This is a genomic window from Thermomonas fusca, from assembly GCF_005862345.1.
Lineage (GTDB): Bacteria > Pseudomonadota > Gammaproteobacteria > Xanthomonadales > Xanthomonadaceae > Thermomonas > Thermomonas fusca.
The window spans coordinates 503,246-525,243 of sequence record NZ_SROY01000002.1 but is presented as its reverse complement, the minus strand read 5'-3'; the positions used below and the strand labels follow the sequence as shown (position 1 = coordinate 525,243).

At 68.4% G+C, this 21,998-nt stretch carries 19 protein-coding genes, 1 tRNA gene and 1 pseudogene; 14 read left to right on the top strand and 7 right to left on the bottom strand.

Annotation, left to right across the window (positions count from 1 at the left end; all coding sequences use genetic code 11):
- Positions 1-18: 18 nt before the first annotated feature.
- The gene (locus tag E5S66_RS06645) at positions 19-684 is read left to right on the top strand and encodes a response regulator transcription factor (RefSeq protein ID WP_028840041.1); all 666 of its coding nucleotides are present in this window, start codon (positions 19-21) and stop codon (positions 682-684) included.
- Between the two features lie 265 nt (positions 685-949).
- On the opposite strand, the gene E5S66_RS06640 is transcribed toward E5S66_RS06645, so the two are convergent.
- From E5S66_RS06640 to dmeF, 3 genes are all read right to left on the bottom strand, one after another.
- A complete protein-coding gene (locus tag E5S66_RS06640; RefSeq protein ID WP_138348478.1) occupies positions 950-1,996 on the bottom strand; it encodes an NAD(P)-dependent alcohol dehydrogenase in 1,047 nt (348 codons plus the stop codon).
- A gap of 73 nt (positions 1,997-2,069) precedes the next feature.
- Positions 2,070-2,558: an NUDIX hydrolase gene (locus E5S66_RS06635; RefSeq protein ID WP_138348477.1), complete on the bottom strand. Its 489-nt coding sequence runs from the start codon at positions 2,556-2,558 to the stop codon at positions 2,070-2,072.
- A 48-nt stretch (positions 2,559-2,606) separates the two neighbouring features.
- On the bottom strand, positions 2,607-3,572 hold the full coding sequence (gene dmeF / locus E5S66_RS06630; RefSeq protein WP_138348476.1) for a CDF family Co(II)/Ni(II) efflux transporter DmeF: 966 nt from the start codon (positions 3,570-3,572) through the stop codon (positions 2,607-2,609).
- Between the two features lie 51 nt (positions 3,573-3,623).
- Between dmeF and E5S66_RS06625 the strand changes: the two genes are divergently transcribed.
- On the top strand, positions 3,624-3,896 hold the full coding sequence (locus tag E5S66_RS06625; protein ID WP_138348475.1) for a metal-sensing transcriptional repressor: 273 nt from the start codon (positions 3,624-3,626) through the stop codon (positions 3,894-3,896).
- A 229-nt stretch (positions 3,897-4,125) separates the two neighbouring features.
- Positions 4,126-4,215 (top strand) — tRNA-Ser (locus E5S66_RS06620).
- 3 nt (positions 4,216-4,218) lie between these two features.
- Here the strand turns inward: E5S66_RS06620 and E5S66_RS06615 are convergent.
- Complete coding sequence (locus tag E5S66_RS06615) at positions 4,219-5,202, bottom strand: LysR family transcriptional regulator (RefSeq protein WP_138348474.1); 984 nt, start codon at positions 5,200-5,202, stop codon at positions 4,219-4,221.
- A 114-nt stretch (positions 5,203-5,316) separates the two neighbouring features.
- Here E5S66_RS06615 and E5S66_RS06610 point away from each other — a divergent pair, with 114 nt between their 5' ends.
- The gene (locus E5S66_RS06610; RefSeq protein WP_138348473.1) at positions 5,317-5,901 is read left to right on the top strand and encodes an FMN-dependent NADH-azoreductase; all 585 of its coding nucleotides are present in this window, start codon (positions 5,317-5,319) and stop codon (positions 5,899-5,901) included.
- A gap of 223 nt (positions 5,902-6,124) precedes the next feature.
- On the opposite strand, the gene serS is transcribed toward E5S66_RS06610, so the two are convergent.
- Positions 6,125-7,405 (bottom strand): serine--tRNA ligase, encoded by a 1,281-nt coding sequence (gene serS, locus E5S66_RS06605; protein ID WP_138348472.1) that lies wholly within the window; start codon positions 7,403-7,405, stop codon positions 6,125-6,127.
- Between the two features lie 89 nt (positions 7,406-7,494).
- Here serS and E5S66_RS06600 point away from each other — a divergent pair, with 89 nt between their 5' ends.
- Entirely contained in the window at positions 7,495-8,151 is a 657-nt protein-coding gene (locus tag E5S66_RS06600) for an energy transducer TonB (protein ID WP_138348471.1), read from the top strand.
- Positions 8,152-8,194: 43 nt separating this feature from the next.
- Here E5S66_RS06600 and E5S66_RS06595 read toward each other — a convergent pair whose 3' ends face one another.
- Positions 8,195-9,589, bottom strand: coding sequence for a class II fumarate hydratase (locus E5S66_RS06595; RefSeq protein WP_138348470.1), 1,395 nt, complete (start codon positions 9,587-9,589; stop codon positions 8,195-8,197).
- Positions 9,590-9,707: 118 nt separating this feature from the next.
- Here E5S66_RS06595 and purB point away from each other — a divergent pair, with 118 nt between their 5' ends.
- The 9 genes and pseudogenes from purB (at position 9,708) to pilH (ending at position 20,937) form a co-directional block, all read left to right on the top strand.
- A complete protein-coding gene (gene purB, locus E5S66_RS06590; RefSeq protein WP_138348469.1) occupies positions 9,708-11,072 on the top strand; it encodes an adenylosuccinate lyase in 1,365 nt (454 codons plus the stop codon).
- A gap of 1 nt (position 11,073) precedes the next feature.
- Positions 11,074-12,285 (top strand): annotated as a pseudogene (locus E5S66_RS06585) (JmjC domain-containing protein); the annotation flags it as partial.
- A 2-nt stretch (positions 12,286-12,287) separates the two neighbouring features.
- A complete protein-coding gene (locus E5S66_RS06580; RefSeq protein ID WP_138348468.1) occupies positions 12,288-12,785 on the top strand; it encodes a DUF7931 domain-containing protein in 498 nt (165 codons plus the stop codon).
- Between the two features lie 160 nt (positions 12,786-12,945).
- A complete protein-coding gene (locus E5S66_RS06575; RefSeq protein ID WP_138348467.1) occupies positions 12,946-15,780 on the top strand; it encodes a 2-oxoglutarate dehydrogenase E1 component in 2,835 nt (944 codons plus the stop codon).
- A 30-nt stretch (positions 15,781-15,810) separates the two neighbouring features.
- Positions 15,811-17,028, top strand: a complete 1,218-nt coding sequence (gene sucB, locus E5S66_RS06570; RefSeq protein WP_138348466.1) for a dihydrolipoyllysine-residue succinyltransferase — start codon at positions 15,811-15,813, stop codon at positions 17,026-17,028.
- A 92-nt stretch (positions 17,029-17,120) separates the two neighbouring features.
- Entirely contained in the window at positions 17,121-18,551 is a 1,431-nt protein-coding gene (gene lpdA / locus E5S66_RS06565) for a dihydrolipoyl dehydrogenase (RefSeq protein WP_138348465.1), read from the top strand.
- 334 nt (positions 18,552-18,885) lie between these two features.
- The gene (locus tag E5S66_RS06560) at positions 18,886-19,497 is read left to right on the top strand and encodes an LOG family protein (protein WP_138348464.1); all 612 of its coding nucleotides are present in this window, start codon (positions 18,886-18,888) and stop codon (positions 19,495-19,497) included.
- Positions 19,494-20,498: a YhdH/YhfP family quinone oxidoreductase gene (locus E5S66_RS06555; RefSeq protein WP_138348463.1), complete on the top strand. Its 1,005-nt coding sequence runs from the start codon at positions 19,494-19,496 to the stop codon at positions 20,496-20,498. Before E5S66_RS06560 ends, E5S66_RS06555 begins: the two co-directional genes overlap by 4 nt.
- A gap of 58 nt (positions 20,499-20,556) precedes the next feature.
- Positions 20,557-20,937, top strand: coding sequence for a twitching motility response regulator PilH (gene pilH / locus E5S66_RS06550; protein ID WP_028839940.1), 381 nt, complete (start codon positions 20,557-20,559; stop codon positions 20,935-20,937).
- A 79-nt stretch (positions 20,938-21,016) separates the two neighbouring features.
- On the opposite strand, the gene E5S66_RS06545 is transcribed toward pilH, so the two are convergent.
- A complete protein-coding gene (locus E5S66_RS06545; protein WP_138348462.1) occupies positions 21,017-21,922 on the bottom strand; it encodes a DnaJ C-terminal domain-containing protein in 906 nt (301 codons plus the stop codon).
- Positions 21,923-21,998 lie beyond the last annotated feature (76 nt).

Below are 21,998 nucleotides of genomic sequence, written 5' to 3'. Positions count from 1 at the left end.
ATGACGAGTAGAGCACCCATGCCTTCCCTGCTGATCGCCGACGACCACCCGCTGTTCCGCGCCGCGCTGCGGCAGGCCGCGCGCGACGCGCTGGGCGACGTGCAACTGTTCGAGGCCGGCGCGCTGGAGCAGGTGCTGGCGTTGCTGGACGCGCAGCCGCAGGTCGACCTGGTGCTGCTGGACCTGCACATGCCGGGCAACCACGGCCTGGCCGGGCTGGCGGCGATCCGCGCGCAGTTCCCGGGCGTGGCGGTGATCGTGGTGTCGGCGAACGACGACCCGCGGGTGGTGCGGCGCGCGCTGGACCACGGCGCGGCCGGCTACCTGCCCAAGAGCGCCGGCCTCGACGAGCTGCGTGACGCCATCCGCAGCGTGCTGGCCTGCGAGACCTGGTTGCCACCGGCGCTGCGCGCCAGCGTGTCGCGGGCGCAGAGCGCGCCGCAGGACGCGGATCTCGCCGCGCGCCTGGCCAGCTTGTCGCCGCAGCAGTTCCGGGTGCTGGCGCTGGTCGCCGAAGGCCTGCTCAACAAGCAGATCGCCGACCGCCTGGACGTGCAGGAACGCACGGTGAAGGCGCACCTGACCGCCATCTTCGAGCGCCTCGGCGTGCGCAACCGCACCCAGGCCAGCGTGGTGCTGCGCGAGCTGGAACTGACGGATCCCGCACGCCACATCGAAACCTGAGCGCCCGCCGCACGCGCGGCACATCTGGCGAATTTTTCACCACGCCTATTGACAGCCGCATCACGCCTGCCGCTGCTGCGGTTATCCACACCGTTATACGATTTCCATCCACAGCCGCTGTGGACAACCACTGCGTGCGCCCGGAAAACCGGCTGGACAATTTTTCGCCACACCTGTTGACAGCCGCGCCAAATCTCAGGATCAGGCGGTTATCCACACCGTTATACGACTTCCATCCACAGCGGTTGTGGACAACCGCCGCGACTCACATCGTCGCGGCGTCGATCACGAAGCGGTACTTGACGTCGCTCCTGAGCATCCGCTCGTAGGCCGCGTCGATGTCCTGCGCGCGCACCATCTCGATGTCGGCGACGATGCCGTGCTCGGCGCAGAAGTCCAGCATCTCCTGGGTCTCTTTGATCCCGCCGATCAGCGAGCCGGCGATCGCCCGGCGCTTGAAGATCAGGTTGCCGATGTTGGGCGAGGGGTGCGCATGCTCCGGCACGCCCACCAGGCACAGGGTGCCGTCACGCTTGAGCAGCGAGGAGAACGCATCGAGATCGTGGCTGGCCGCCACGGTATCCAGGATGAAATCGAAGCTGTTGCGCTGCGCCTTCATCTGCGCGGCATCGCGCGAGATCACCACTTCGTCGGCACCGAGCCCGTGTGCTTCGGCGCGCTTGGATTCGCTGGTGGTGAACGCCACCACCCGCGCGCCCATCGCGTGCGCGATCTTGATGCCCATGTGGCCCAGCCCGCCGATGCCGACGATGCCGACCTTCTTGCCGGGCCCGACGTTCCAGTGCCGCAGCGGGGAATAGGTGGTGATGCCGGCGCACAGCAGCGGCGCCACTGCCGCCAGCTGTTCCTTCGGGTGGTGCACGCGCAGCACGAAATCCTGGTCCACCACGATGCGCTGCGAATAACCGCCCAGCGTATGGCCCGGCGCGTCCGCGGTGGGGCCGTTGTAGGTGCCGACCATGCCCTGCTCGCAGTACTGCTCCAGCCCCTCGCCGCAGGCGGCGCAATGCCGGCAGCTGCCGACCATGCAGCCCACGCCGACGGTATCGCCCACCTTGAAGCCCGAGACTTCGACGCCGACCGCGCTGACATGGCCGACGATCTCGTGCCCCGGCACGCAGGGATACAGCGTGCCCGCCCATTCGGCGCGCACGGTATGCAGGTCGGAATGGCAAATGCCGCAGTAGGCGATTTCGATCTGCACGTCGCGCGGCCCCGGCGCGCGACGCTCGATGTCGAGCGCGACGATGGGCTTGTCGGCGGCGTGGGCGCCCCAGGCTTTGATGGTCATGGCGATGTCCTTGGCGGAAAGCGCCGATTCTGCGCCAGCGCGACCGCCTGCGCGAGCCCCACCCGGCGTGGCCTCAAACGCGTGAATAGGCCCACGACAGCATGCGCCCGTCGCGGTACGGCATCACCCCGTGGAAGGCGCGCGGATCGTCGTCGAACACCAGCGGCAGGAAGTGGCGGTCGCCCTCCCACAGCGGCAGTTCCGGGATGCGCTCGCGCGCCACCCATTCAAGCGTGCCTTCCGGATTGCACTCCAGCGGCGTGCCTTCGAACGCATCCACCACGAACACGAAACCCAACCAGTCCTCGCCGTGCTTGCCGAAGCCCGGCCAGCTGATCGTGCCGCGCAGGCGCAGCGCCGTGCATTCGATCCCGGCCTCTTCGCGGATCTCGCGGCGCATGCCGGCCAGCACGTCCTCGTCCGGTTCTATCTTTCCGCCCAGGCCGTTGTACTTGCCCAGGTGATGATCTCCCGGACGCGCGTTGCGATGAATCATCAGCACGCTGCCGCCGTCAGGCGAGAGCACGTAGCCGAGGGTGGCGACGATGGGGGTGTAGGGCATGGATGGCCGGCATCGCAGGGGATGCGGGATTCTAGCGACCGCAGTCGATCAGGCCGCCGTCGCGGGCACCATTTCCACGGTGACATGGGCCAGCTCGTCATGCACCGACAGCGCGCGGCGGACATCCTCGGCAGCTACCCCCGGAACGGCCACCACCTCCACCACGCAGGCGAACTTGCCGCGCGCCACCTGCCAGACATGCAGGTCGCTGATTCTTGCCGAAAGCGGACCAGCCTCGATGGCTTCGCGCACTTCCTCCACCACCGGCAGGTCCATCTGCGCGTCCAGCAGGATGCGCCCGCTGGACCGCACCAGGCCCCAGGCCCAGGCCGATACCAGCGCCGCACCCACCAGTCCCATCACCGGATCCAGCCACGCCGCGCCGAAATACATCCCGCCCAGCAGCGCGATGATCGCCAGCACCGAGGTCACCGCATCGGCCATGACGTGCAGGTAGGCCGAGCGCAGGTTCAGGTCATGCGCGTGGTCATGGGCGGGGTCGTCGTCACCGTCATGGTGATGATGGTCGTGGCCGTGGTCGTGATGGTGTTGCGCATGATGGTCGCGCAGCCACCATGCGCAGATCAGGTTCACCAGCAGCCCCACCAGCGCGATCGCGATCGCCTGCCGGTACTGGATCGCGCCCGGGTTCAGCAGGCGCTCCACCGACTGCACCACCATCAGTACCGCGACGCCCAGCAGCAGGATGGCGCTGGTATAGCCGCCCAGGATTTCGATCTTCCAGGTGCCGAACGCAAACCGCCTGTCGCGGGCGTAGCGGCGTGCGCAGGCGTAGGCGAACGCCGACAGCCCCAGCGCGATCGCGTGCGAACTCATGTGCCAGCCATCGGCCAGCACCGCCATCGAGTTGAACCACCAGCCGCCGGTGATTTCCACCACCATCATCGCCAGGGTCAACCACATCGCCCGGCGGGTATTGCGTTCGGCCAGCGGGTTGCCCTGGTCGAAGGCATGGCTGTGGCGCCTGGCGGCGGCAAGGGCATCGAGATTCATGGCGGCTCGCAGGCTGGAGAAATACCCCCATAGGGTATATCGTCAACCGCCATGGCGCACGTCATCCACGAACGGAAAAAACTGCTGGCCCGCGTGCGCCGTATCGGCGGCCAGGTCGCTGCGCTGGAGAAAGCACTGGAGGCCGACGCGGACTGCACCGACGTGCTGGTGCAGGCGGCCGCGGCCAAGGGCGCGATGCATGCGCTGATGATGGAGATCCTGTCCGGCCACCTGGCCGAACACGTGGCCGCCGAACCCGACGAGGCCCGGCGCACGGACCAGGCGCGGGTACTGCTGGACCTGCTGCGCCATTACGCGCGCTGAGCGATCCACTGAAGACCACCCCGCATGCGCAGCGGCCGCGCCCCGATTCCAGCGCGCGGGGCGCCATGCGACAATCGCCCCGCAACGGAAGCGTGGCCGAATGGTTCAAGGCAGCGGTCTTGCTCGCGCAGGCAGGATGCCGAAGCGAACAGCGGAGCAGCCGCTGGCCCGCAGGGCGAGGCACCGGATGTGCCGAGTAAAACCGCCGTGAGACAATCGGCGAAGCAACGGAAGCGTGGCCGAGTGGTTTAAGGCAGCGGTCTTGAAAACCGCCGATGGGTCAAACCATCCGTGAGTTCGAATCTCACCGCTTCCGCCACCCCTACACCGCCTTGGCCTTCCCGCCCGCACGCGCTTTCGCCTTCGCCTTCAGGCATTCCGGGTCGCTGCATTCCAGCCGTGCTTCCTCCAGCATCTTCGGCAATTTCTGGGCGAGGAAATCGATGAACACCCGCACCGCCGGCAGCATGCCGCGACGCGAGGCGAACACCGCGTGCGCGATGCCTTGCGGCAGTCGCCAGTCCGGCAGCACCACTTCCAGCGCGCCGCTGCGCACCGCCTCTGCGCAGATGGTTTCCGGCAGCAGCGTGATGCCCACGCCACCTTCCGCCATCGCCTGCATCATCGGGAAATCGAAGCCGGTGACGCGCGGCTGCAGCTCGATGCGACGCACCTCGCCATTGGGGCCGTGCAGCTCCCAGCGCTGCCGCGCCTCGTCCTCGCTCACGCTCAGGGTAACGTGGTCGGCCAGTTCCTCCGGCGTGCGCGGGCGACCGGCGCGGTCCAGGTATTTCGGGCTGGCGACCAGCAGCTCCTGGATCTGGCCGAAGCTGCGCATGACCAGGCTGCCGTCCTCGTCCAGCTTGCTGCGCACGCGGATGGCCACGTCCACGCCTTCGTTGATGACGTCGATGCGGCGGTTGCTGACGGTCAGCAGCACCCGCACCTTCGGATGCAGGGCCATGAACTCCGGCAGCAGCTTGGGCATCTGCTGCTGCGCCATCGACACCGGCACGCTGACCCGCACGCTGCCGCGCGGCTCGGCGCTGAGCCGGTCCACCGCCTCGCGCGCGGCCTGCGCTTCGGCCAGCATCGACTGCGCGTGGCGATGCACGCTGGTGCCGACATCGGTGACCGCGAAACGACGGGTGGAACGTTGCAGCAGGCGCACGCCGAGTTCGGCCTCCAGCGCGCTGATGCGCCGGCTCAGGCGCGACTTGGGGATGCCCAGCGCGCGTTCGGCAGCGGCGAATCCGCCGTGGTCGACCACCGCGGCGAAGTAGTAGAGATCGTTGAGATCCTGCATCGGGGTAATTCCAAATATGGAACGTAAAGTAGCATTTGACTGACTTTATCCCAAAAAAGCAACAATCTACATTGATCCCATCGCGGCTCGCCGCACCCACAGGGATCGCACACCATGAAACTGCTGCATCTTGATTCCAGCATCCTCGCTGAAAACTCCGCCAGCCGCGAGCTGTCCGCCGCCATCGTGGCCCGCTGGCAGCGCGACGTGGCCGGCATCGAGGTGATCCACCGCGACCTGGCCGGCGGCCACGCCCTGCCCCACCTCGACGGCGCCGGCCTCGCCAAGGCGGACGCCGTGCAGGCCGCCCGCGCCCAGCGCGCGCTGGACGAGTTCCTTGCCGCCGACGTGGTGGTCATCGGCGTGCCGATGTACAACTTCGGCATCCCCAGCCAGCTCAAGGCGTGGATCGACCGGGTGGCGGTTGCCGGGCAGACCTTCCGCTATACCGAAACCGGCCCGGTCGGGCTTGCCGGCGGCAAGAAAGTCATCGTGGCCGGCACCTACGGCGGGCTGTATCCGCTGGAGGAAGGGCGCAATTTCATCGAGCCCTACCTGCGCCAGGTGTTCGGTTTCTTCGGCATCGAAGATGTCAACTTCGTCACCGCGGAAGGGCTTGCCATTTCCCCTGAATCCCGCAGCGCGGCCATGACCGAGGCGCACTCCCGGATCGGCGAGTCATTGGCACTGGCCGCCTGAGCTTTCCAGCATACCCACGGAGCACGGGCTGCGGGGTGGAGCGCTGCGCGACTCTCGGCGGCAGGGATGCCGCCGAGAAGCCTCCATGGACGGATTCACGGCATGTCGCGCAGTGCTCTGCCCCGCAACCCGTGCGGCCCCGCAGCCCGCGCCTCCGATTTCAGCTGCTTTTCATGACAACGGGCCCCTGCAGGCCCGTTTTCGTTGACACATGTCGGCGCGCTCAGCCGATCCGTTCGGCCCCGCCCATGTACGGGCGCAGCACTTCCGGCACGTCGATGCTGCCGTCGGCGTTCTGGTAGTTCTCCATCACCGCGATCAGCGCGCGCCCCACCGCCACGCCGGAACCATTGAGCGTGTGCACCAGCTCGGGCTTGCCGGTGGCCGGGTTGCGCCAGCGCGCCTGCATGCGGCGCGCCTGGAAGTCGCCACAGTTGGAGCAGGAGGAGATCTCGCGGTAGGTGTCCTGCGAGGGCAGCCAGACTTCAAGGTCGAACGTCTTGGTGGCGCCGAAGCCCATGTCGCCGGTGCACAGCAGCACCTTGCGGTACGGCAGGCCCAGCTTTTCCAGCACGGTTTCGGCACAGCGGGTCATGCGCAGGTGCTCGGCGTCGGACCCCTCCGGTTTCGCGACGCTGACCAGTTCGACCTTCTCGAACTGGTGCTGGCGGATCATCCCGCGCACGTCCCGGCCACCGCTGCCGGCTTCGGAGCGGAAGCACATCGAATGCGCGGTCATCCGCAGCGGCAGGCGCTCGGCATCCAGGATTTCATCGCGCACGATGTTGGTCAGCGGCACCTCGCTGGTCGGGATCAGGTAGCGCTTGTGTTCGCCCAGCTGGGTTGCGAACAGGTCTTCCTCGAACTTGGGCAATTGCCCGGTGCCGCGCATCGACTCGGCGTTGACGATCACCGGGACGTTGGTTTCCTCGTAGCCGTGCTCGCCGGTGTGCAGGTCCAGCATGAACTGCGCCAGCGCGCGGTGCAGGCGGGCCAGATGGCCGCGCAGCACGGTGAAGCGCGAGCCGGACAGCTTGGCCGCGGTCTCGCCGTCCAGCCAGCCATGGCGCGCGCCCAGCTCGACGTGATCCTTGACCGCGAAATCGAAGCTGCGCGGCGTGCCCCAGCGGTGCTGCTCGACGTTGTCGGCCTCGCTACCACCCAGCGGCACGCTGGCGTCGGGCAGGTTGGGAATGCCGGAGGCGATGGCTTCGATCTCGCCGCGGATACGCTCCAACTCCACTTCGGAAGCCTTCAGCTCCTCGCCGAAGCCAGCCACTTCCGCCATCACCGGCGCTACGTCCTCGCCCTTGGCCTTGAGCATGCCGATCTGCTTGCTGCGGGTATTGCGCAGGTTCTGCAGCTCCTGGGTGCGGATCTGGATCTGCTTGCGGCTGGCTTCCAGCGCTTCGATGCGGGCGACGTCGAGTTCGAAGCCGCGGCTGGTGCGCAGGCGTTCGGCAAGGTCGGCAGGATTGGAGCGCAGCAGGGCGGGATCGAGCATGGGAGGTTCGCGGTGCAAGGTGAACGCGCATTATCGCCGAGCGCGCCCGCGATGAAAGCGCGGTGCGGCGGCTGTGCAAGAATGCGGCCATGTCCGCGTCCGACCCGCAGCTCCCGCAGCGCAAGCCGCTGCTGCCGCCCCAGCTGGCGATCCGCCTGGCCATCGCCTTCGGCGTCGGCCTGCTGCTGTTCCTGCTGGTCTGGCTGAATTCACGCCGCAACTACGACTTCTACAAGGCCGATGGCACCGAGGCGGCCGCCGGCCAGTCCGACGCCCTGCCGGTTCCACTGCCGCCGGATCTGGCCGGCAGCGACGGCGGCGATGGCAACGCCAGCGGCCTGCGCACGGTTGGCCGCGACGGCGTCACCGACCCGGCCGCAGTCCCGGCCAGCGACCAGCCGCGGATCATCGATGCACCCGTACGCCCGGCACCGCCGCCCGTGGCGCAGGCCGCCCCGGCGCCCGGCGACCGCGCCCAGCCACAGCCGCTGTCCACCCCTGCCCCGCGCTACCCGCGCGAAGCGCTGCGCATGGGCGCGGGCGGCACCGTGCGGATCACCGTGACGGTGGCGGCCGATGGCAGCGTGGAACGGCAGGAGCTGACCGATAGCAGCGGCAACCGCCATCTGGACCGCGCGGCACTGGAGACGGTGCGCCGCTGGCGCTTCCAGCCGGCCACCCGCAACGGCAAGCCCGTGGCGGCCGAGGTGTCGGTGCCGATCGTGTTCAATCCCGACCCCAACTAGCGATCGCTTCGATTCCGCGGCTCCGCGCGCCAGTGGCGCGCGCTCAGCCCTTGATCCCGCCCTTGGTCAGTGCCGCCGGGTCCAGCAGCTTGCGCAGCTGCTTTTCGGTCAGGCCGCTGTCTTCGAGCGCCACTTCCAGCACCGGGCGGTTTTCCGCGTAGGCGCGCTTGGCGATCTTCGCGGCCATTTCATAGCCGATCACCGGGTTGAGCGCCGTCACCAGGATGGGGTTGCGCTCCAGCGTCTGCGCCACCACGTCGCGGCGGATCTTCAGGGTGGCGATGGCATCGTCGGCCAGCGCACGCATGGCGCAGGCCAAAAGACCAATCGCCTCATCCAGATTGCAGGCCAGCAGCGGCAGCATCACGTTGAGCTGGAAATTGCCGCTCTGCCCGGCAACGGTATTGGCCTGATGCAGCCCCATGACCTGCGCGCAGACCATGCACAGCGCCTCGGGAATGACCGGATTGACCTTGCCCGGCATGATCGAGCTGCCCGGTTGCAGCGCCTGCAATTCGATCTCGCCCAGGCCCGCCAGCGGGCCGGAATTCATCCACCGCAGGTCGTTGCCGATCTTCATCAGCGCCACCGCCAGCACGCTCAGCTGGCCGGACAGTTCCACCAGGTCATCTTGCGCCGCCAGCCCCTCGAAGGTATTGGAATTCTGGCTGAAACCGAGGCCGGTGGCGGCGTTCAGTGCCTTCGCCACCGCCTTGCCGAACTTCGGGTGCGCGTTGATGCCGGTGCCGATGGCGGTGCCGCCGATCGGCAGCCGCGCCACCCGCTTCAGGCTGTCCTCGATCCGCGCCTGCGCCGACGCCAGCTGCGCTTCCCAGGCGCCGAACTCCTGCGCGAAGGTCAGCGGCATCGCATCCATCAGGTGGGTGCGTCCGGTCTTCACCACCGCACCGATCGCCTCGGCCTGGGCGTCGATGGTGTTGCGCAGATGCTCCAGCTGCGGCAGCAGCGCGGCTTCGGTTTCGCGCACCGCCATCACCCGCAGGGCGGTGGGAATGGTGTCGTTGCTGCTCTGGCCAAGATTCACATGATCGTTGGGATGGATGGCCAGCCGGCTGGCCTTGCCGGCCACGTGCGCGATCACCTCGTTGGCATTCATGTTGGACGACGTGCCCGAACCGGTCTGGTAGCGGTCGATCGGGAACTGTTCGGCATGCGCGCCGCCGGCCACGGCGGTGGCGGCTTCGACGATGGCGTCGGCGCGCTTGCCATCCAGCAGTCCCAGATGCCCGTTGACCAGCGCCGCCGAGGCTTTCACCAGCGCCAGCGCGCGGATGAACGCCGCCGGCATCGGCCGTCCGGAGATGTGGAAATTGTCCACCGCGCGCTGGGTCTGTGCCCCCCACAACGCATCGGCGGGCACCTGCAGCTTGCCCATGCTGTCGTGTTCGCTGCGGAAACCGCTGGATTTGCTGGCCATGTCGCCCTGCCGTTCAATGGAGTCCAGGCAGGAGCTTGCGCCGCGCGGGCGCTCTTCCACAAGGCAGCGGCGCTGCCGCCGCTCTACAATATCGGCCCCGTTGCCAGCCGCTGACCCCATGTCCGACGCCCTGACCGCCCTGTCCCCGCTCGATGGCCGCTACGCCGGCAAGGTCGATGCGCTGCGCCCGATCTTTTCCGAATACGGGCTGATCCGCGCCCGGGTGAAGGTGGAAGTCGAATGGCTGCTGGCGCTGGCGGAGGCGCCGGGGATCCCCGAACTGGCCCCGTTCTCCGCGGCCGCCGCCGGCCGCCTGCGTGCGCTGGCCGATGGCTTCAGCGTCGAGCACGCGGCGCGGGTCAAGGCCATCGAAGCCACCACCAACCACGACGTCAAGGCGGTGGAATACTTCATCAAGGAGCAGCTGAAGGACGACGCCGAGCTCGGCCCGGCGCTGGAATTCGTGCACTTCGCCTGCACCAGCGAGGACATCAACAACCTGTCCTACGCACTGATGCTGAGCCAGGCGCGGCAGGACGTGCTGCTGCCGAAGCTGGACGCACTGATCCAGAAACTGCGCGCGATGGCGCACGAGCACGCGGCGCTGCCGATGCTCTCGCGCACCCACGGCCAGACCGCTTCCCCCACCACCGTCGGCAAGGAGCTGGCGAACGTGGTGGCGCGCCTGCAGCGCCAGGGCGAAGTGCTGGCCGGCCTGCCGATGCCGGGCAAGATCAATGGCGCGGTGGGCAACTACAACGCCCACGTGGCCGCCTACCCGGACGTGGACTGGGCGGCGTTCTCGCGCCGCTTCGTCGAGTCGCTGGATCTCGACTGGCAGCCCTACACCACCCAGATCGAACCGCACGACGGCGTGGCCGAACTGTGCGACGCGGCCAAGCGCATCGACACCATCGCCATCGATCTCTGCCGCGACATCTGGGGCTACATCTCGCAGGGCTATTTCAAGCAGGCGGTGAAAGCCGGCGAAGTGGGCAGCAGCACCATGCCGCACAAGGTCAACCCGATCGACTTCGAGAACGCCGAAGGCAACTTCGGCATCGCCAGCGCGCTGTTCGAGCACTTCTCGATCAAGCTGCCGATCAGCCGCTGGCAGCGCGACCTCACCGACTCCACCGTGCTGCGCGCACTGGGCACCGCCTTCGGCCACATGCTGATCGGCTTCGACGCCCTGCAGCGCGGCCTCAACAAGCTCAGCGTCAACCCGGAGCGGCTGGCCGCCGACCTCGATGCCAGCTGGGAAGTGCTGGCCGAAGCCGTGCAGACGGTGATGCGCCGCCACGGCCTGCCGAACCCCTACGAACAGCTCAAGGCACTGACCCGCGGCCATGGCATCACCGCCGACTCCATGCGCGCCTTCGTCGAGTCGCTGGACCTGCCCGCGGCCGACAAGCAGCGCCTGCTGGACATGACCCCGGGCAGCTACACCGGCCTGGCGGAGCGGCTGGCGCGGGAGGTCTGAGGTGACCCCGCACGCGGCGTCGCCCATCGAGATCGACGCCGCCCGCGGTCCGTCTCCGCTGGGCATGCCGCCGGCGGCCTTCCTGCGCGACTGCTGGCAGAAGCGCCCGCTGCTGGTCCGCAACGCCTTTCCCGGCTTCGTTTCCCCGATCGAGCCGGAAGACCTGGCCGGCCTTGCCTGCGAGGACGGCGTCCTGGCGCGGCTGATCGAACACGACCGGGCCAGCGATGGCTGGAAGGTGCGCCACGGGCCGTTCGCCGAGGACGACTTCCCCGGCCTGCCCGACCACGACTGGACCCTGCTGGTGCAGGACGTGGACAAGTGGGACGCCGACATCCGCGCGCTGCTGGCCCATTTCGGTTTCCTGCCGCGCTGGCGGATCGACGACGTGATGGTCAGCTTCGCCGCCACCGGCGGTTCGGTGGGCGCGCACGTGGACCAGTACGACGTGTTCCTGCTGCAGGCGCACGGCCAGCGGCGCTGGCAGATCGATGCCTCGCCCGCGCCGCCGCTGGATTTCCGCAACGACGTGGACATCCGGCTGCTGCGCGAATTCCACCCGACCCACGATTGGGTACTGAACCCCGGCGACATGCTCTACCTGCCGCCCGGCGTGCCGCATCACGGCGTGGCGGAAAATCCCTGCCTGACCTTTTCGGTGGGCATGCGCGCGCCGGCCGCCGCGGAGCTGCTGGGCGACTACGCCGACACCCTGGCCGCCGACGCGCCGGACGAACTGCGCTATGCCGATCCGGACCTGGCCCTGCCGGGCGACGCAACCGAAATCGACGAGGCCGCGATCCAGCGGGTGGAAGCCGCCCTGCACCAGCTGCGGATGGACGACCCGGACCGGTTCGGCGACTGGTTCGGCGGCTTCATCACCACCTACCGCAGCGCGGTGCTGCCGGCCGCCGACGACCACCCGCTGCCGCGCGCCGCGATGGAGCAGGCGCTGACCGACGGCGCGCTGCTGTGGCGGCATCCGTGGTCGCGCATGGCCTGGCGGCGTGCCCGCCAAGGCAGCGGCGCGGACGCGGCCCGGCTGTACGCGGGCGGCATCGCCTATCCTCTGGCCACCGACGACGCCGGCCGGCTGGCCGCCGCGGACAGCATCGACGCCGCGCTGTACGCTGGGCTGGGCGAGGCGGGACGGGCGGCGGTCGCTGCCCTGCTGGCCGCCGGCCATTACCGGCTGGAACAGGAGGAGGACGAGGCATGAACGGCGACCCCGGCAGCGAACCGATCCGCATCACCGACCACCCGGCGGCCGTCGAAGCCGCCACCCGCATCGCCGCGGACGCGCGCCGCGGCCTGTGGATCCGCAGCCTCGACCTGGAGGGCTGGCTGTTCGACCACACCGATTTCCTGGCCGCCCTGCGCGGCTTCGCCACCTCCGGCCGCGACGTGCAGGTGCAAGTGCTGCTGCACGACGCCGCCGCCCCGCAGGCCGCCCACGCCAAGCTGCTGACGCTGGCCCAGCGCCTGCCCAGCGTGTTCCAGTTCCGCGAGGTGGACGACCCGGTCTACCGCGAGGAACGGGTGGCGCTGATCGCCAACGACACCGGCGGCTATTACTTCCGCACCCAGGGCGACCGCGTCGAGGGCATCGCCGCATTCGACTCGCGCGCGCGGGTGCGCCAGCTGCAGCAACGCTTCGAGGAAATCTGGGAGCGTTCCCGTCCGGTAACTGAATATCGCGCCCTCGGGATATGAAATCGCCGCGTTCTTGACTTTGGTCGCATGCGCCCGCGACCCCCCTGCGGCTATAATTCCGGCTCTTTGCTTGCGCGCATTCAGAATTTGTTCCGCCCCGGTCTGACGCCAGTACCGGCGGGCACACCCCCCACCCCACCGATAGGTTGCTAGCCACACCGTGGACAGTCTCCTCAAGCAGTTCGCTCAAACCTCCCAGCTCGGCGCCAACGGCGCGTTCATCGAAGACCTCTATGAGCAGTACCTGGTCGCGCCCGACAGCGTCGATCCCAAATGGAAGCAGTACTTCGATGGCCTGAAGGGCCGCGAAGCCGGCGATATCCCGCATTCCGCGGTGATCGACCAGATCGCCGAGGCCGGCCGACAGGCCGCGCGCGGCGTGGTTGCCGCCAACAGCGGCAGCGGCGACGAGCGCGAACGCCACGTCGGCCGCCTGATCACCGCCTACCGTTCGCGCGGCCACCTCGGCGCGCACACCGACCCGCTGGGCCTGACCCCGCCGATCAATCCGCCGGATCTCGACCTCGCCTTCCACAAGCTGTCCGGCAGCGACCTCGACACCGAATTCAGCACCGGCGGCGTCGGCGGCCAGGCGCGGATGAAGCTGCGCGACCTGTACGCGCGCCTGCGCGCCACCTATGCCGGCAGCATCGGCGCTGAATTCATGCACATCACCGACGCCGACCAGCGTCGCTGGCTGTACGAGCGGCTGGAAACGGCGGCCGGCAACTACGGCCGCAGCAAGGAAGACAAGCAGCGCATCCTGGAGCGGCTGACCGCCGCCGAAGGCCTGGAACGCTACCTGCACACCAAGTACGTCGGCCAGAAGCGCTTCTCGCTGGAAGGCGGCGATTCGCTGATCCCGCTGCTGGACGTGGCGATCCGCCGCGCCGGCCAGGCCGGGGTCAAGGACGTGGTGCTGGGCATGGCCCATCGCGGCCGCCTGAACGTGCTGGTCAACACCCTCGGCAAGCCGCCGCGCAAGCTGTTCGACGAGTTCGAAGGCAAGTTCGAGCACAGCCGCCAGGGCGACCACGCCCACACCGGCGACGTGAAGTACCACATGGGCTACAGCGCCGACGTCGCCACCCCCGGCGGCCCGGTCCACCTGGCGCTGGCGTTCAATCCCTCGCACCTGGAGATCGTCGATCCGGTGGTGGTTGGCAGCGTGCGTTCGCGCCAGCACCGCCGCGGCGATGGCGAGCGCAAGCAGGTGATGCCGGTGCTGATCCACGGCGACGCCGCGTTCGCCGGCCAGGGCGTGGTGATGGAGCTGCTGCAGATGTCGCAGGCCCGCGGCTTCCGCGTGGGCGGCACCCTGCACGTGGTGGTCAACAACCAGGTCGGCTTCACCACCAGCGCCGCCGAAGACGCGCGCTCGACGTTCTATTGCACCGACGTGGCCAAGATGGTCGGCGCGCCGATCCTGCACGTGAACGGCGACGACCCGGAAGCGGTGGCATTCGTGGCCGAAATGGCATTCGATTTCCGCCAGGCGTTCGGCAAGGACGTGGTCATCGACCTGGTCTGCTACCGCCGCCACGGCCACAACGAGGCCGACGAGCCGGCCGCCACCCAGCCGGTGATGTACAAGAAGATCCGCGCGATGAAGACCACGCGCGAGCTGTACGCGGAGAAGCTGGCGGCGGAAGGCACCGTGGCCGCCGCCGACGCGCAGGCGCTGGTCGATGCCTGCCGCGACCGCCTCGACGCCGGCGAAGTCACCACCGACGTGGTCAAGGCCCAGGCCGACGCGCTGACCGTGGACTGGTCGCCGTACCTGGCCGGCAAGCTGTCCGACCCGGTCGACACCAAGGTGCCGCGCAAGGCACTGGATCAGCTGGCCACGCAGATCAACACCATCCCGGACGCGGTCAAGCTGCATCCGCGCGTGGCCAAGATCTATGACGACCGCCGCAAGATGGCCGCCGGCGAACAGCCGGGCGACTGGGGCTTCGCCGAGAACCTGGCCTACGCCACCCTGCTGCAGGACGGCTACCGCCTGCGCCTGGTCGGCCAGGACTGCGGCCGCGGCACCTTCTTCCATCGCCACGCGATCCTGCACGACCAGAACACCGACCACTACCACCTGCCGCTGCGCGAACTGGTGCAGAACCCGGAAGACGTCACCATCATCGATTCGCTGCTCAGCGAGGAAGCGGTGATGGCGTTCGAATACGGCTACGCCACCGCCGATCCGATGACCCTGGATATCTGGGAAGCGCAGTTCGGCGACTTCGCCAACGGCGCGCAGGTGGTGATCGACCAGTTCCTGGCCGCCGGCGAAGCCAAGTGGGATCGCCTGTGCGGCCTGGCCCTGTACCTGCCCCACGGCTACGAAGGCCAGGGCCCCGAGCACAGCTCGGCGCGCCTGGAGCGCTTCCTGCAGCTGTGCGCGCTCGACAACATGGTGGTCTGCACGCCCACCACCCCGGCGCAGGATTTCCACATGATCCGCCGGCAGATGCGCCAGAGCACCCGCAAGCCGCTGGTGGTGATGACGCCGAAGTCGCTGCTGCGTCACAAGCTGGCGGTATCGAGCCTGGACGAACTGGCCAACGGCGAGTTCCAGCGCCTGATCCCGGACACCACCGCCACCGCGAAGAAGATCAAGCGGGTGGTGGTCTGCGCCGGCAAGGTCTATTACGACCTGCTGGAAGAAGCGCACAAGAAGGAGATCAAGGACGTGGCGCTGGTCCGCGTGGAGCAGCTGTACCCGTTCCCGCGCCCGGAGCTGGTGGCCGAACTGAAGCGCTTCGGCTCCGCCACCGACGTGGTCTGGTGCCAGGAAGAGCCGCAGAACCAGGGTGCGTGGTACCAGATCCAGCACCATCTGCGCGCCTGCCTGCAGCCCAAGCAGGTGCTTGGCTACGCCGGCCGCCTGCGCTCGCCCTCGCCCGCCGCCGGCCACATGGCCGAGCACGTGGCCGAACTCAACAAGCTGCTTGCCGACGCACTGGTGAACCCGGTCGGCAACGACAGCGACGCCGACTAATCCCCCTCCGAATTCCGACAGGACGCCCTCATGGCCATTGAAGTCAAAGTCCCGGTTCTCCCCGAATCCGTTTCCGACGCCACCATCGCCAGCTGGCACAAGAAGGCCGGCGACGCGGTCAAGCGCGATGAAAACCTGCTCGATCTCGAAACCGACAAGGTGGTGCTGGAAGTGCCCTCGCCGGTCGATGGCGTGCTCAAGGAGATCAAGTTCGAAGCCGGCGCCACCGTCAACAGCCAGCAGGTGATCGCGGTGATCGAGGAAGGTGCAGTGGCCGCTGCCGCGCCCGCCGCCGAAGCGCCCAAGCCGGCCGCCGGCGCCGAAGAGGTGATGCCGAAGGCCAAGGCTGCAGCCCTGCACGCGGCGGCGCCCGCCAGCACCACGCCGAACCCGGTCGGCGGCGACCTGCCGCCGGGCGCGCGCTTCACCGCCACCACCTCTGGCGTGAACCCGGCCGACGTGGCCGGCACCGGCCGCCGCGGCATGGTCACCAAGGAAGACATCGTCAACTACGCCAGCGGCAAGACCGCCGGCGTGACCGGCGGCGCGCGTCCAGAGGAACGCGTGCCGATGACCCGCATGCGCGCCCGCATCGCCGAGCGCCTGATGCAGTCGAAGAACTCCATCGCCATGCTGACCTCGTTCAACGAGGTGAACCTGGCGAAGGTCATGGAGATGCGCAAGGAGCTGCAGGACGACTTCGTCAAGGCCAACGGCATCAAGCTCGGCTTCATGAGCTTCTTCGCCAAGGCGGCGGCGAATGCGCTGCAGCGTCATCCGGCGGTCAACGCCTCGGTCGATGGCAACGACGTCATCTACCACGGCTATGCCGACATCAGCATCGCGGTGTCCACCGACAAGGGCCTGGTCACGCCGGTGCTGCGCAACGTCGAGCGGATGGGCTTCGCCGAGATCGAGCAGGGCATCGCCGACTACGCCAAGAAGGCGCGCGACGGCAAGCTGGGCCTGGACGACCTGCAGGGCGGCACCTTCACCATCACCAATGGCGGCACCTTCGGTTCGCTGATGTCCACCCCGATCGTGAACCCGCCGCAGAGCGCCATTCTCGGCATGCACGCGATCAAGGAACGCGCCATCGTCGAGAACGGCCAGGTCATCGCCGCGCCGATGATGTACATCGCGCTGAGCTACGACCACCGCATCATCGACGGCAAGGACGCGGTGCTGTTCCTGGTCGACATCAAGAACCAGCTCGAGAACCCGCACCGCATGCTGCTGGGGATGTGATTCCGGCGACGGGAACCGGCAACGGTTCCCGTCCTGTTTCGGGGCACCGCAGGTTCGGATCCTGCCCCGCTACCAAGTTCAGGAATGAAGCAATGAGCGAACAACAGCAATTCGACGTCGTCGTCATCGGTGCCGGTCCGGCCGGCTACCACGCCGCCATCCGCGCCGCGCAGCTGGGCCTGAAGACCGCCTGCATCGACGCCGCGCTGGGCAAGGACGGCAAGCCGGCGCTGGGCGGCACCTGCCTGCGCGTGGGCTGCATCCCGTCCAAGGCGCTGCTGGATTCCAGCCGCCAGTTCTGGAACATGGGCCACATCTTCGACCAGCACGGGATCAGCTTCGACAAGCCCGCGATCGACGTGAAGAAGATGGTCGCCCGCAAGGACGGCATCGTGAAGCAGTTCACCGGCGGCATCGCCGCGCTGTTCAAGGCGAACAAGATCACCGCGTTCCACGGCTACGGCCAACTGCAGCCGGGCAACGTGGTCAGCGTGAAGCAGCATGACGGCAGCACCGTCGAGCTGAAGGGCACCAACGTCATCCTCGCCGCCGGTTCCGATTCCATCGAGCTGCCGTTCGCCAAGTTCGGCGAGCACATCATCGACAACGTCGGCGCGCTGGACCTCGAGAAGGTGCCGAAGCGCCTCGGCGTGATCGGCGCCGGCGTGATCGGCCTGGAACTGGGCAGCGTGTGGAAGCGCCTGGGCGCCGAGGTCACCATCCTCGAAGGCCTGCCGAACTTCCTCGCCGCCGCGGACGCGGAGGTGGCGAAGGTCGCCGCGCGCGAGTTCAAGAAGCAGGGCCTGGACATCAAGCTGGGCTGCAAGTGCACCGCCACCGAGGTCAAGAAGGACGGCGTGCACATCAGCTACACCGACGACAAGGGCGCGGCGCAGGAACTGGTGGTCGACAAGCTGCTGGTGGCCGTTGGCCGCCGTGCCGCCACCAAGGGCCTGCTGGCCGATGGCACCGGCGTGCAGCTCAACGAGCGCGGCCAGATCGTGGTCGACGAGCATTGCCACACCGGCGTCGACGGCGTGTGGGCGGTCGGCGATTGCGTGCGCGGGCCGATGCTGGCGCACAAGGGCTTCGAGGAAGGCATCGCGGTGGCCGAGCTGATCGCCGGCCTGCCGGGCCACGTCAACTTCGACACCATCCCGTGGGTGATCTACACCGAGCCGGAAATCGCCTGGGTCGGCAAGACCGAGGAGCAGCTGAAGGCCGAGGGCATCCCGTACAAGGCCGGCAGCTTCCCGTTCGCGGCGGTCGGTCGCGCGGTGGCGATGGCCGAGCCGGCGGGCTTCGTGAAGGTGCTGGCGCATGCCGAGACCGACACCATCCTGGGCATGCACCTGGTCGGCGTGAACGTGTCCGAGTTGGTCCACGAAGGCGTGCTGGCGATGGAGTTCAAGGGCAGCGCCGACGACCTGGCGCGCATCTGCCACGCCCACCCGTCGCTGTCCGAAGCCGTGCACGACGCCGCAATGGCGGTGCACAAGCGGGCGATCCACAAGGCCAATTGAGCCGGCTTTGTCGCCCCCACCCGTGCCATGCCGCCGCCAGTGGCAGCTTGGTGCGAGGCTGATGGCGACAATCGGCGGCATGGGTTCGGCGCATTGCGCCGAACGGGCAGGCCAGGGATGGTCTGCCCAGGCCCTGCCGCATGCGCAGGAAAGCGCATGCGAGCAGGCCACCGATTAGCCTACATGGACGTACTTGCGGCGTGTCGCCATCAGCCTTGCGCCGCGCTGGCACATCCGCATACCAACGAACGCCCGTGCTGATGCTGCATGAGGCCGGGCAGAAACGGCGCACCTCGGTGCGCCGTTTTCGTTGGCGGCGGGCGATAATCGACGCATGAAAACCCTCTGCGTCTATTGCGGCTCCAACGCCGGCAGCGACCCGGCCTATGCCGCGCTTGCCCGCGACCTGGGTAGCCGCCTCGCGCGCGACGGCATCGCGCTGGTGTATGGCGGCGGCAACGTCGGCCTGATGGGCATCGTCGCCGATGCGGTGCTTGCCGGGGGCGGCGAGGTGATCGGGGTGATCCCGCAGCAGCTGGTCGACTGGGAAGTCGCCCACAGGGGCGTCACCCGCCTTGAAGTCGTCGATTCCATGCACACCCGCAAGGCGCGCATGTTCGAACTTGCCGACGGCTTCGTCGCCCTGCCCGGCGGCTTCGGCACCCTCGACGAAATGTTCGAGATGCTGACCTGGCGCCAGCTGGGCCTGGGCCGCAAGCCCTGCGCCTTCCTCGGCGTGAACGGCTTCTGGGAGCCGCTGATGGCGATGCTGGACACGATGGTGCGCGAGCGCTTCCTGCACCCCGAACAGCGCACCGACATGTGGCACGGCACCGACATCGAGGCGCTGCTGGCATGGATGCGCGGCTACGTGCCGGCCCAGGCCGACAAATGGCTGGACGAGAAGCGCCGCAGCCAGCTCAACCTCACCACGGAGGATGTATGACCATTCCGGCGACGTTCCGGGCCTTCCGCATCCACAGCGACGCCGCCGGCTACCGCAGCGGCATCGAAACCCTGTCGCTGGACGACCTCAACCCCGGCGAAGTGGTGGTGAAGGCCGCCTACTCCTCGGTCAACTACAAGGACGCGCTGGCCGGGACCGGCAAGGGCAAGATCCTGCGCAGCTTCCCGCTAGTCGGCGGGATCGACGTTGCCGGCCACGTCGTCGCTTCGACCGATCCCGCCTTCAGGGAAGGCGACGCCGTGCTGGTCACCGGCAGCGGGCTGTCGGAAACCCGCGACGGCGGCTATTCGGAAGTCGCGCGGCTGGATGCGCGCTGGGTGATCCCGCTGCCCGCGAGCCTGAGCCTGCGCGAAGCGATGATCCTGGGCACCGCCGGCTTCACCGCGGCGCTGGGCCTGCTGCGGATGACCGAAAACCGGCAGACCCCCGCGCTCGGCCCGTTGGCCGTGACCGGCGCCACTGGCGGCGTGGGTTCGCTGGCGGTCGCCATCTACAGCAAGGCCGGCTATGAGGTGCACGCGATCAGCGGCAAGCCCGAACATGCGGCCTACCTGAAGTCACTGGGCGCGTCCGACGTGCTGGGCCGCGACGCGCTGGCCACCACCAAGCCGATGGACAGTGCCCGCTTCGGCGGCGGCCTGGACAACGTCGGCGGGCCGATGCTGGCCGCCCTGCTGGCGCAGACCGCCCCCTACGGCAACGTCGCCAGCTGCGGGCTGGCCGCATCGCATGAGCTGCACGCCACCGTGATGCCCTTCATCATCCGCGGCGTCTCGCTGCTGGGCGTAGCCTCGGCCGGCACCGCCCGCGACATCCGTGACGAGGTCTGGCGCCGTTTGGCCGGCGACTGGAAGCCGGACAACCTGGCCGCGATCTGCACCCGCGAAGCCAGCCTGGACGAACTGCCGCAGGTGTTCGACGGCATGCTTGCCGGCGGCGCGCTGGGGCGTACGGTGGTGCGCATCGCGCCTGTCATCTGACCGCGCTTGCAGGCCGCGGGCCTGCGGCTACAATCGACCCGCATACCCGGGGATTCACATGGCACGCATCCTGATCGTCGACGATTCGCCCTCCCAGCTGATGAGCATCCGACGCATCGTCGAGAAGCTCGGCCACGACGCACTCACCGCCGAGGACGGCGCCGCCGGCGTGGAAGCGGCCAAGCGCGAGCTGCCGGACCTGATCCTGATGGACGTGGTGATGCCGAACCTCAACGGTTTCCAGGCCACCCGTTCGATCAGCCGCGAGGCCACCACCAAGCACATCCCGGTCATCCTGGTCACCACCAAGGACCAGGACACCGACCGCGTCTGGGGCATGCGCCAGGGCGCCAAGGCCTACATCACCAAGCCGTTCAGCGAGTCCGAACTGGCCGATGTGATCAACCAGTATCTGGTCACCGGCCCGAGCGCCGCGTAACTCCTGCGGGCGCGGCCTCAGCAGCGAACCTCACCGCAGCCGGTGGGGCTTGACCTGAAACCCCATCCGAGAGGCCGGCTCACCCCCGTCGCCAGTCGTCGCCGAAGGCATCGCGCATCTTCGCGTAGGCCTTGCGCTGCGCGTCGTTGTGCGCCTTCGGGGCGAGGACTTCCAGCTCGACGATCTGGTCGCCATCCGCCGCGCCGCCGCTGCCCGGCAGGCCGCGCCCGCGCAGGCGCAGCTTGCGGCCGGATTCGGAATCGGCCGGAATCTTCAGTTCCACCGGCCCGCCCAGCGTGGGCACGCTGAGGGTGGCGCCCAACGCCGCTTCCCACGGCGCCACCGGCAGCACATGGATGACGTTGCGGCCATCGACCTCGAACTGCGGGTCGGCGGCGTATTCCACTTCCAGCAGCAGGTCGCGGCCGCCGTTGCCCTGCCGGGCCAGACGGATCACCTGACCGGGGCGCACGCCCTTGGGCACGCGCACATCCAGGGTCTTGCCGCCCACGCCGATGCGCACGCTGCTGCCGTTGTAGACCGCGCTCAGCGGCACCGCCAGCTTGGCGCGGGTGTCGCCCACCGGCTGCCCAGGGCGCCCACCGCCGTTGCCGCGGGCGCGCTGGCCGAACAGGTTCTCGAAGAAATCGGAGAAACCGCCGCCGGCACCACCGCCGGCGAAGATCTCGTCGTAGTCGAAATCCGGCTGCCCGCCCTGCCCGCGGCCGAAGCCGCCGGGCGGCGGGCGGATCTCGTCGCCGGGGCGGTATCCGCCGGCGCGCAGCTGGTCGTAGGCCGCGCGCTTCTGCGGGTCGCGCAGCGCTTCATAGGCTTCGTTGACCGCCTTGAACTTGTCCTCGGCGCCCTTTTCCTTGCTGACGTCGGGATGGTATTTGCGCGCCAGCCGGCGGTAGGCGGTCTTGATCTCGGCCTCGCCCGCGCTGGCTTCGACCCCGAGGATCCCGTAGTAGTCCTTGAATTCCATCGATGCTCCCTGCGGTCTGCGTACGGGGATTATCCCACCGCGCAGCCCAAGCGCAGTCACAGGCCTTAGACTGCCT

Coding starts and splice junctions, on each gene's coding strand:
- E5S66_RS06645 (WP_028840041.1), top strand. CDS start 19: ATGCCTTCCCTGCTGATCGCCGACGACCACCCGCTGTTCCGCGCCGCG.
- E5S66_RS06640 (WP_138348478.1), bottom strand. CDS start 1,996: ATGACCATCAAAGCCTGGGGCGCCCACGCCGCCGACAAGCCCATCGTC.
- E5S66_RS06635 (WP_138348477.1), bottom strand. CDS start 2,558: ATGCCCTACACCCCCATCGTCGCCACCCTCGGCTACGTGCTCTCGCCT.
- dmeF (WP_138348476.1), bottom strand. CDS start 3,572: ATGAATCTCGATGCCCTTGCCGCCGCCAGGCGCCACAGCCATGCCTTC.
- E5S66_RS06625 (WP_138348475.1), top strand. CDS start 3,624: ATGGCGCACGTCATCCACGAACGGAAAAAACTGCTGGCCCGCGTGCGC.
- E5S66_RS06615 (WP_138348474.1), bottom strand. CDS start 5,202: ATGCAGGATCTCAACGATCTCTACTACTTCGCCGCGGTGGTCGACCAC.
- E5S66_RS06610 (WP_138348473.1), top strand. CDS start 5,317: ATGAAACTGCTGCATCTTGATTCCAGCATCCTCGCTGAAAACTCCGCC.
- serS (WP_138348472.1), bottom strand. CDS start 7,405: ATGCTCGATCCCGCCCTGCTGCGCTCCAATCCTGCCGACCTTGCCGAA.
- E5S66_RS06600 (WP_138348471.1), top strand. CDS start 7,495: ATGTCCGCGTCCGACCCGCAGCTCCCGCAGCGCAAGCCGCTGCTGCCG.
- E5S66_RS06595 (WP_138348470.1), bottom strand. CDS start 9,589: ATGGCCAGCAAATCCAGCGGTTTCCGCAGCGAACACGACAGCATGGGC.
- purB (WP_138348469.1), top strand. CDS start 9,708: ATGTCCGACGCCCTGACCGCCCTGTCCCCGCTCGATGGCCGCTACGCC.
- E5S66_RS06580 (WP_138348468.1), top strand. CDS start 12,288: ATGAACGGCGACCCCGGCAGCGAACCGATCCGCATCACCGACCACCCG.
- sucB (WP_138348466.1), top strand. CDS start 15,811: ATGGCCATTGAAGTCAAAGTCCCGGTTCTCCCCGAATCCGTTTCCGAC.
- lpdA (WP_138348465.1), top strand. CDS start 17,121: ATGAGCGAACAACAGCAATTCGACGTCGTCGTCATCGGTGCCGGTCCG.
- E5S66_RS06560 (WP_138348464.1), top strand. CDS start 18,886: ATGAAAACCCTCTGCGTCTATTGCGGCTCCAACGCCGGCAGCGACCCG.
- E5S66_RS06555 (WP_138348463.1), top strand. CDS start 19,494: ATGACCATTCCGGCGACGTTCCGGGCCTTCCGCATCCACAGCGACGCC.
- pilH (WP_028839940.1), top strand. CDS start 20,557: ATGGCACGCATCCTGATCGTCGACGATTCGCCCTCCCAGCTGATGAGC.
- E5S66_RS06545 (WP_138348462.1), bottom strand. CDS start 21,922: ATGGAATTCAAGGACTACTACGGGATCCTCGGGGTCGAAGCCAGCGCG.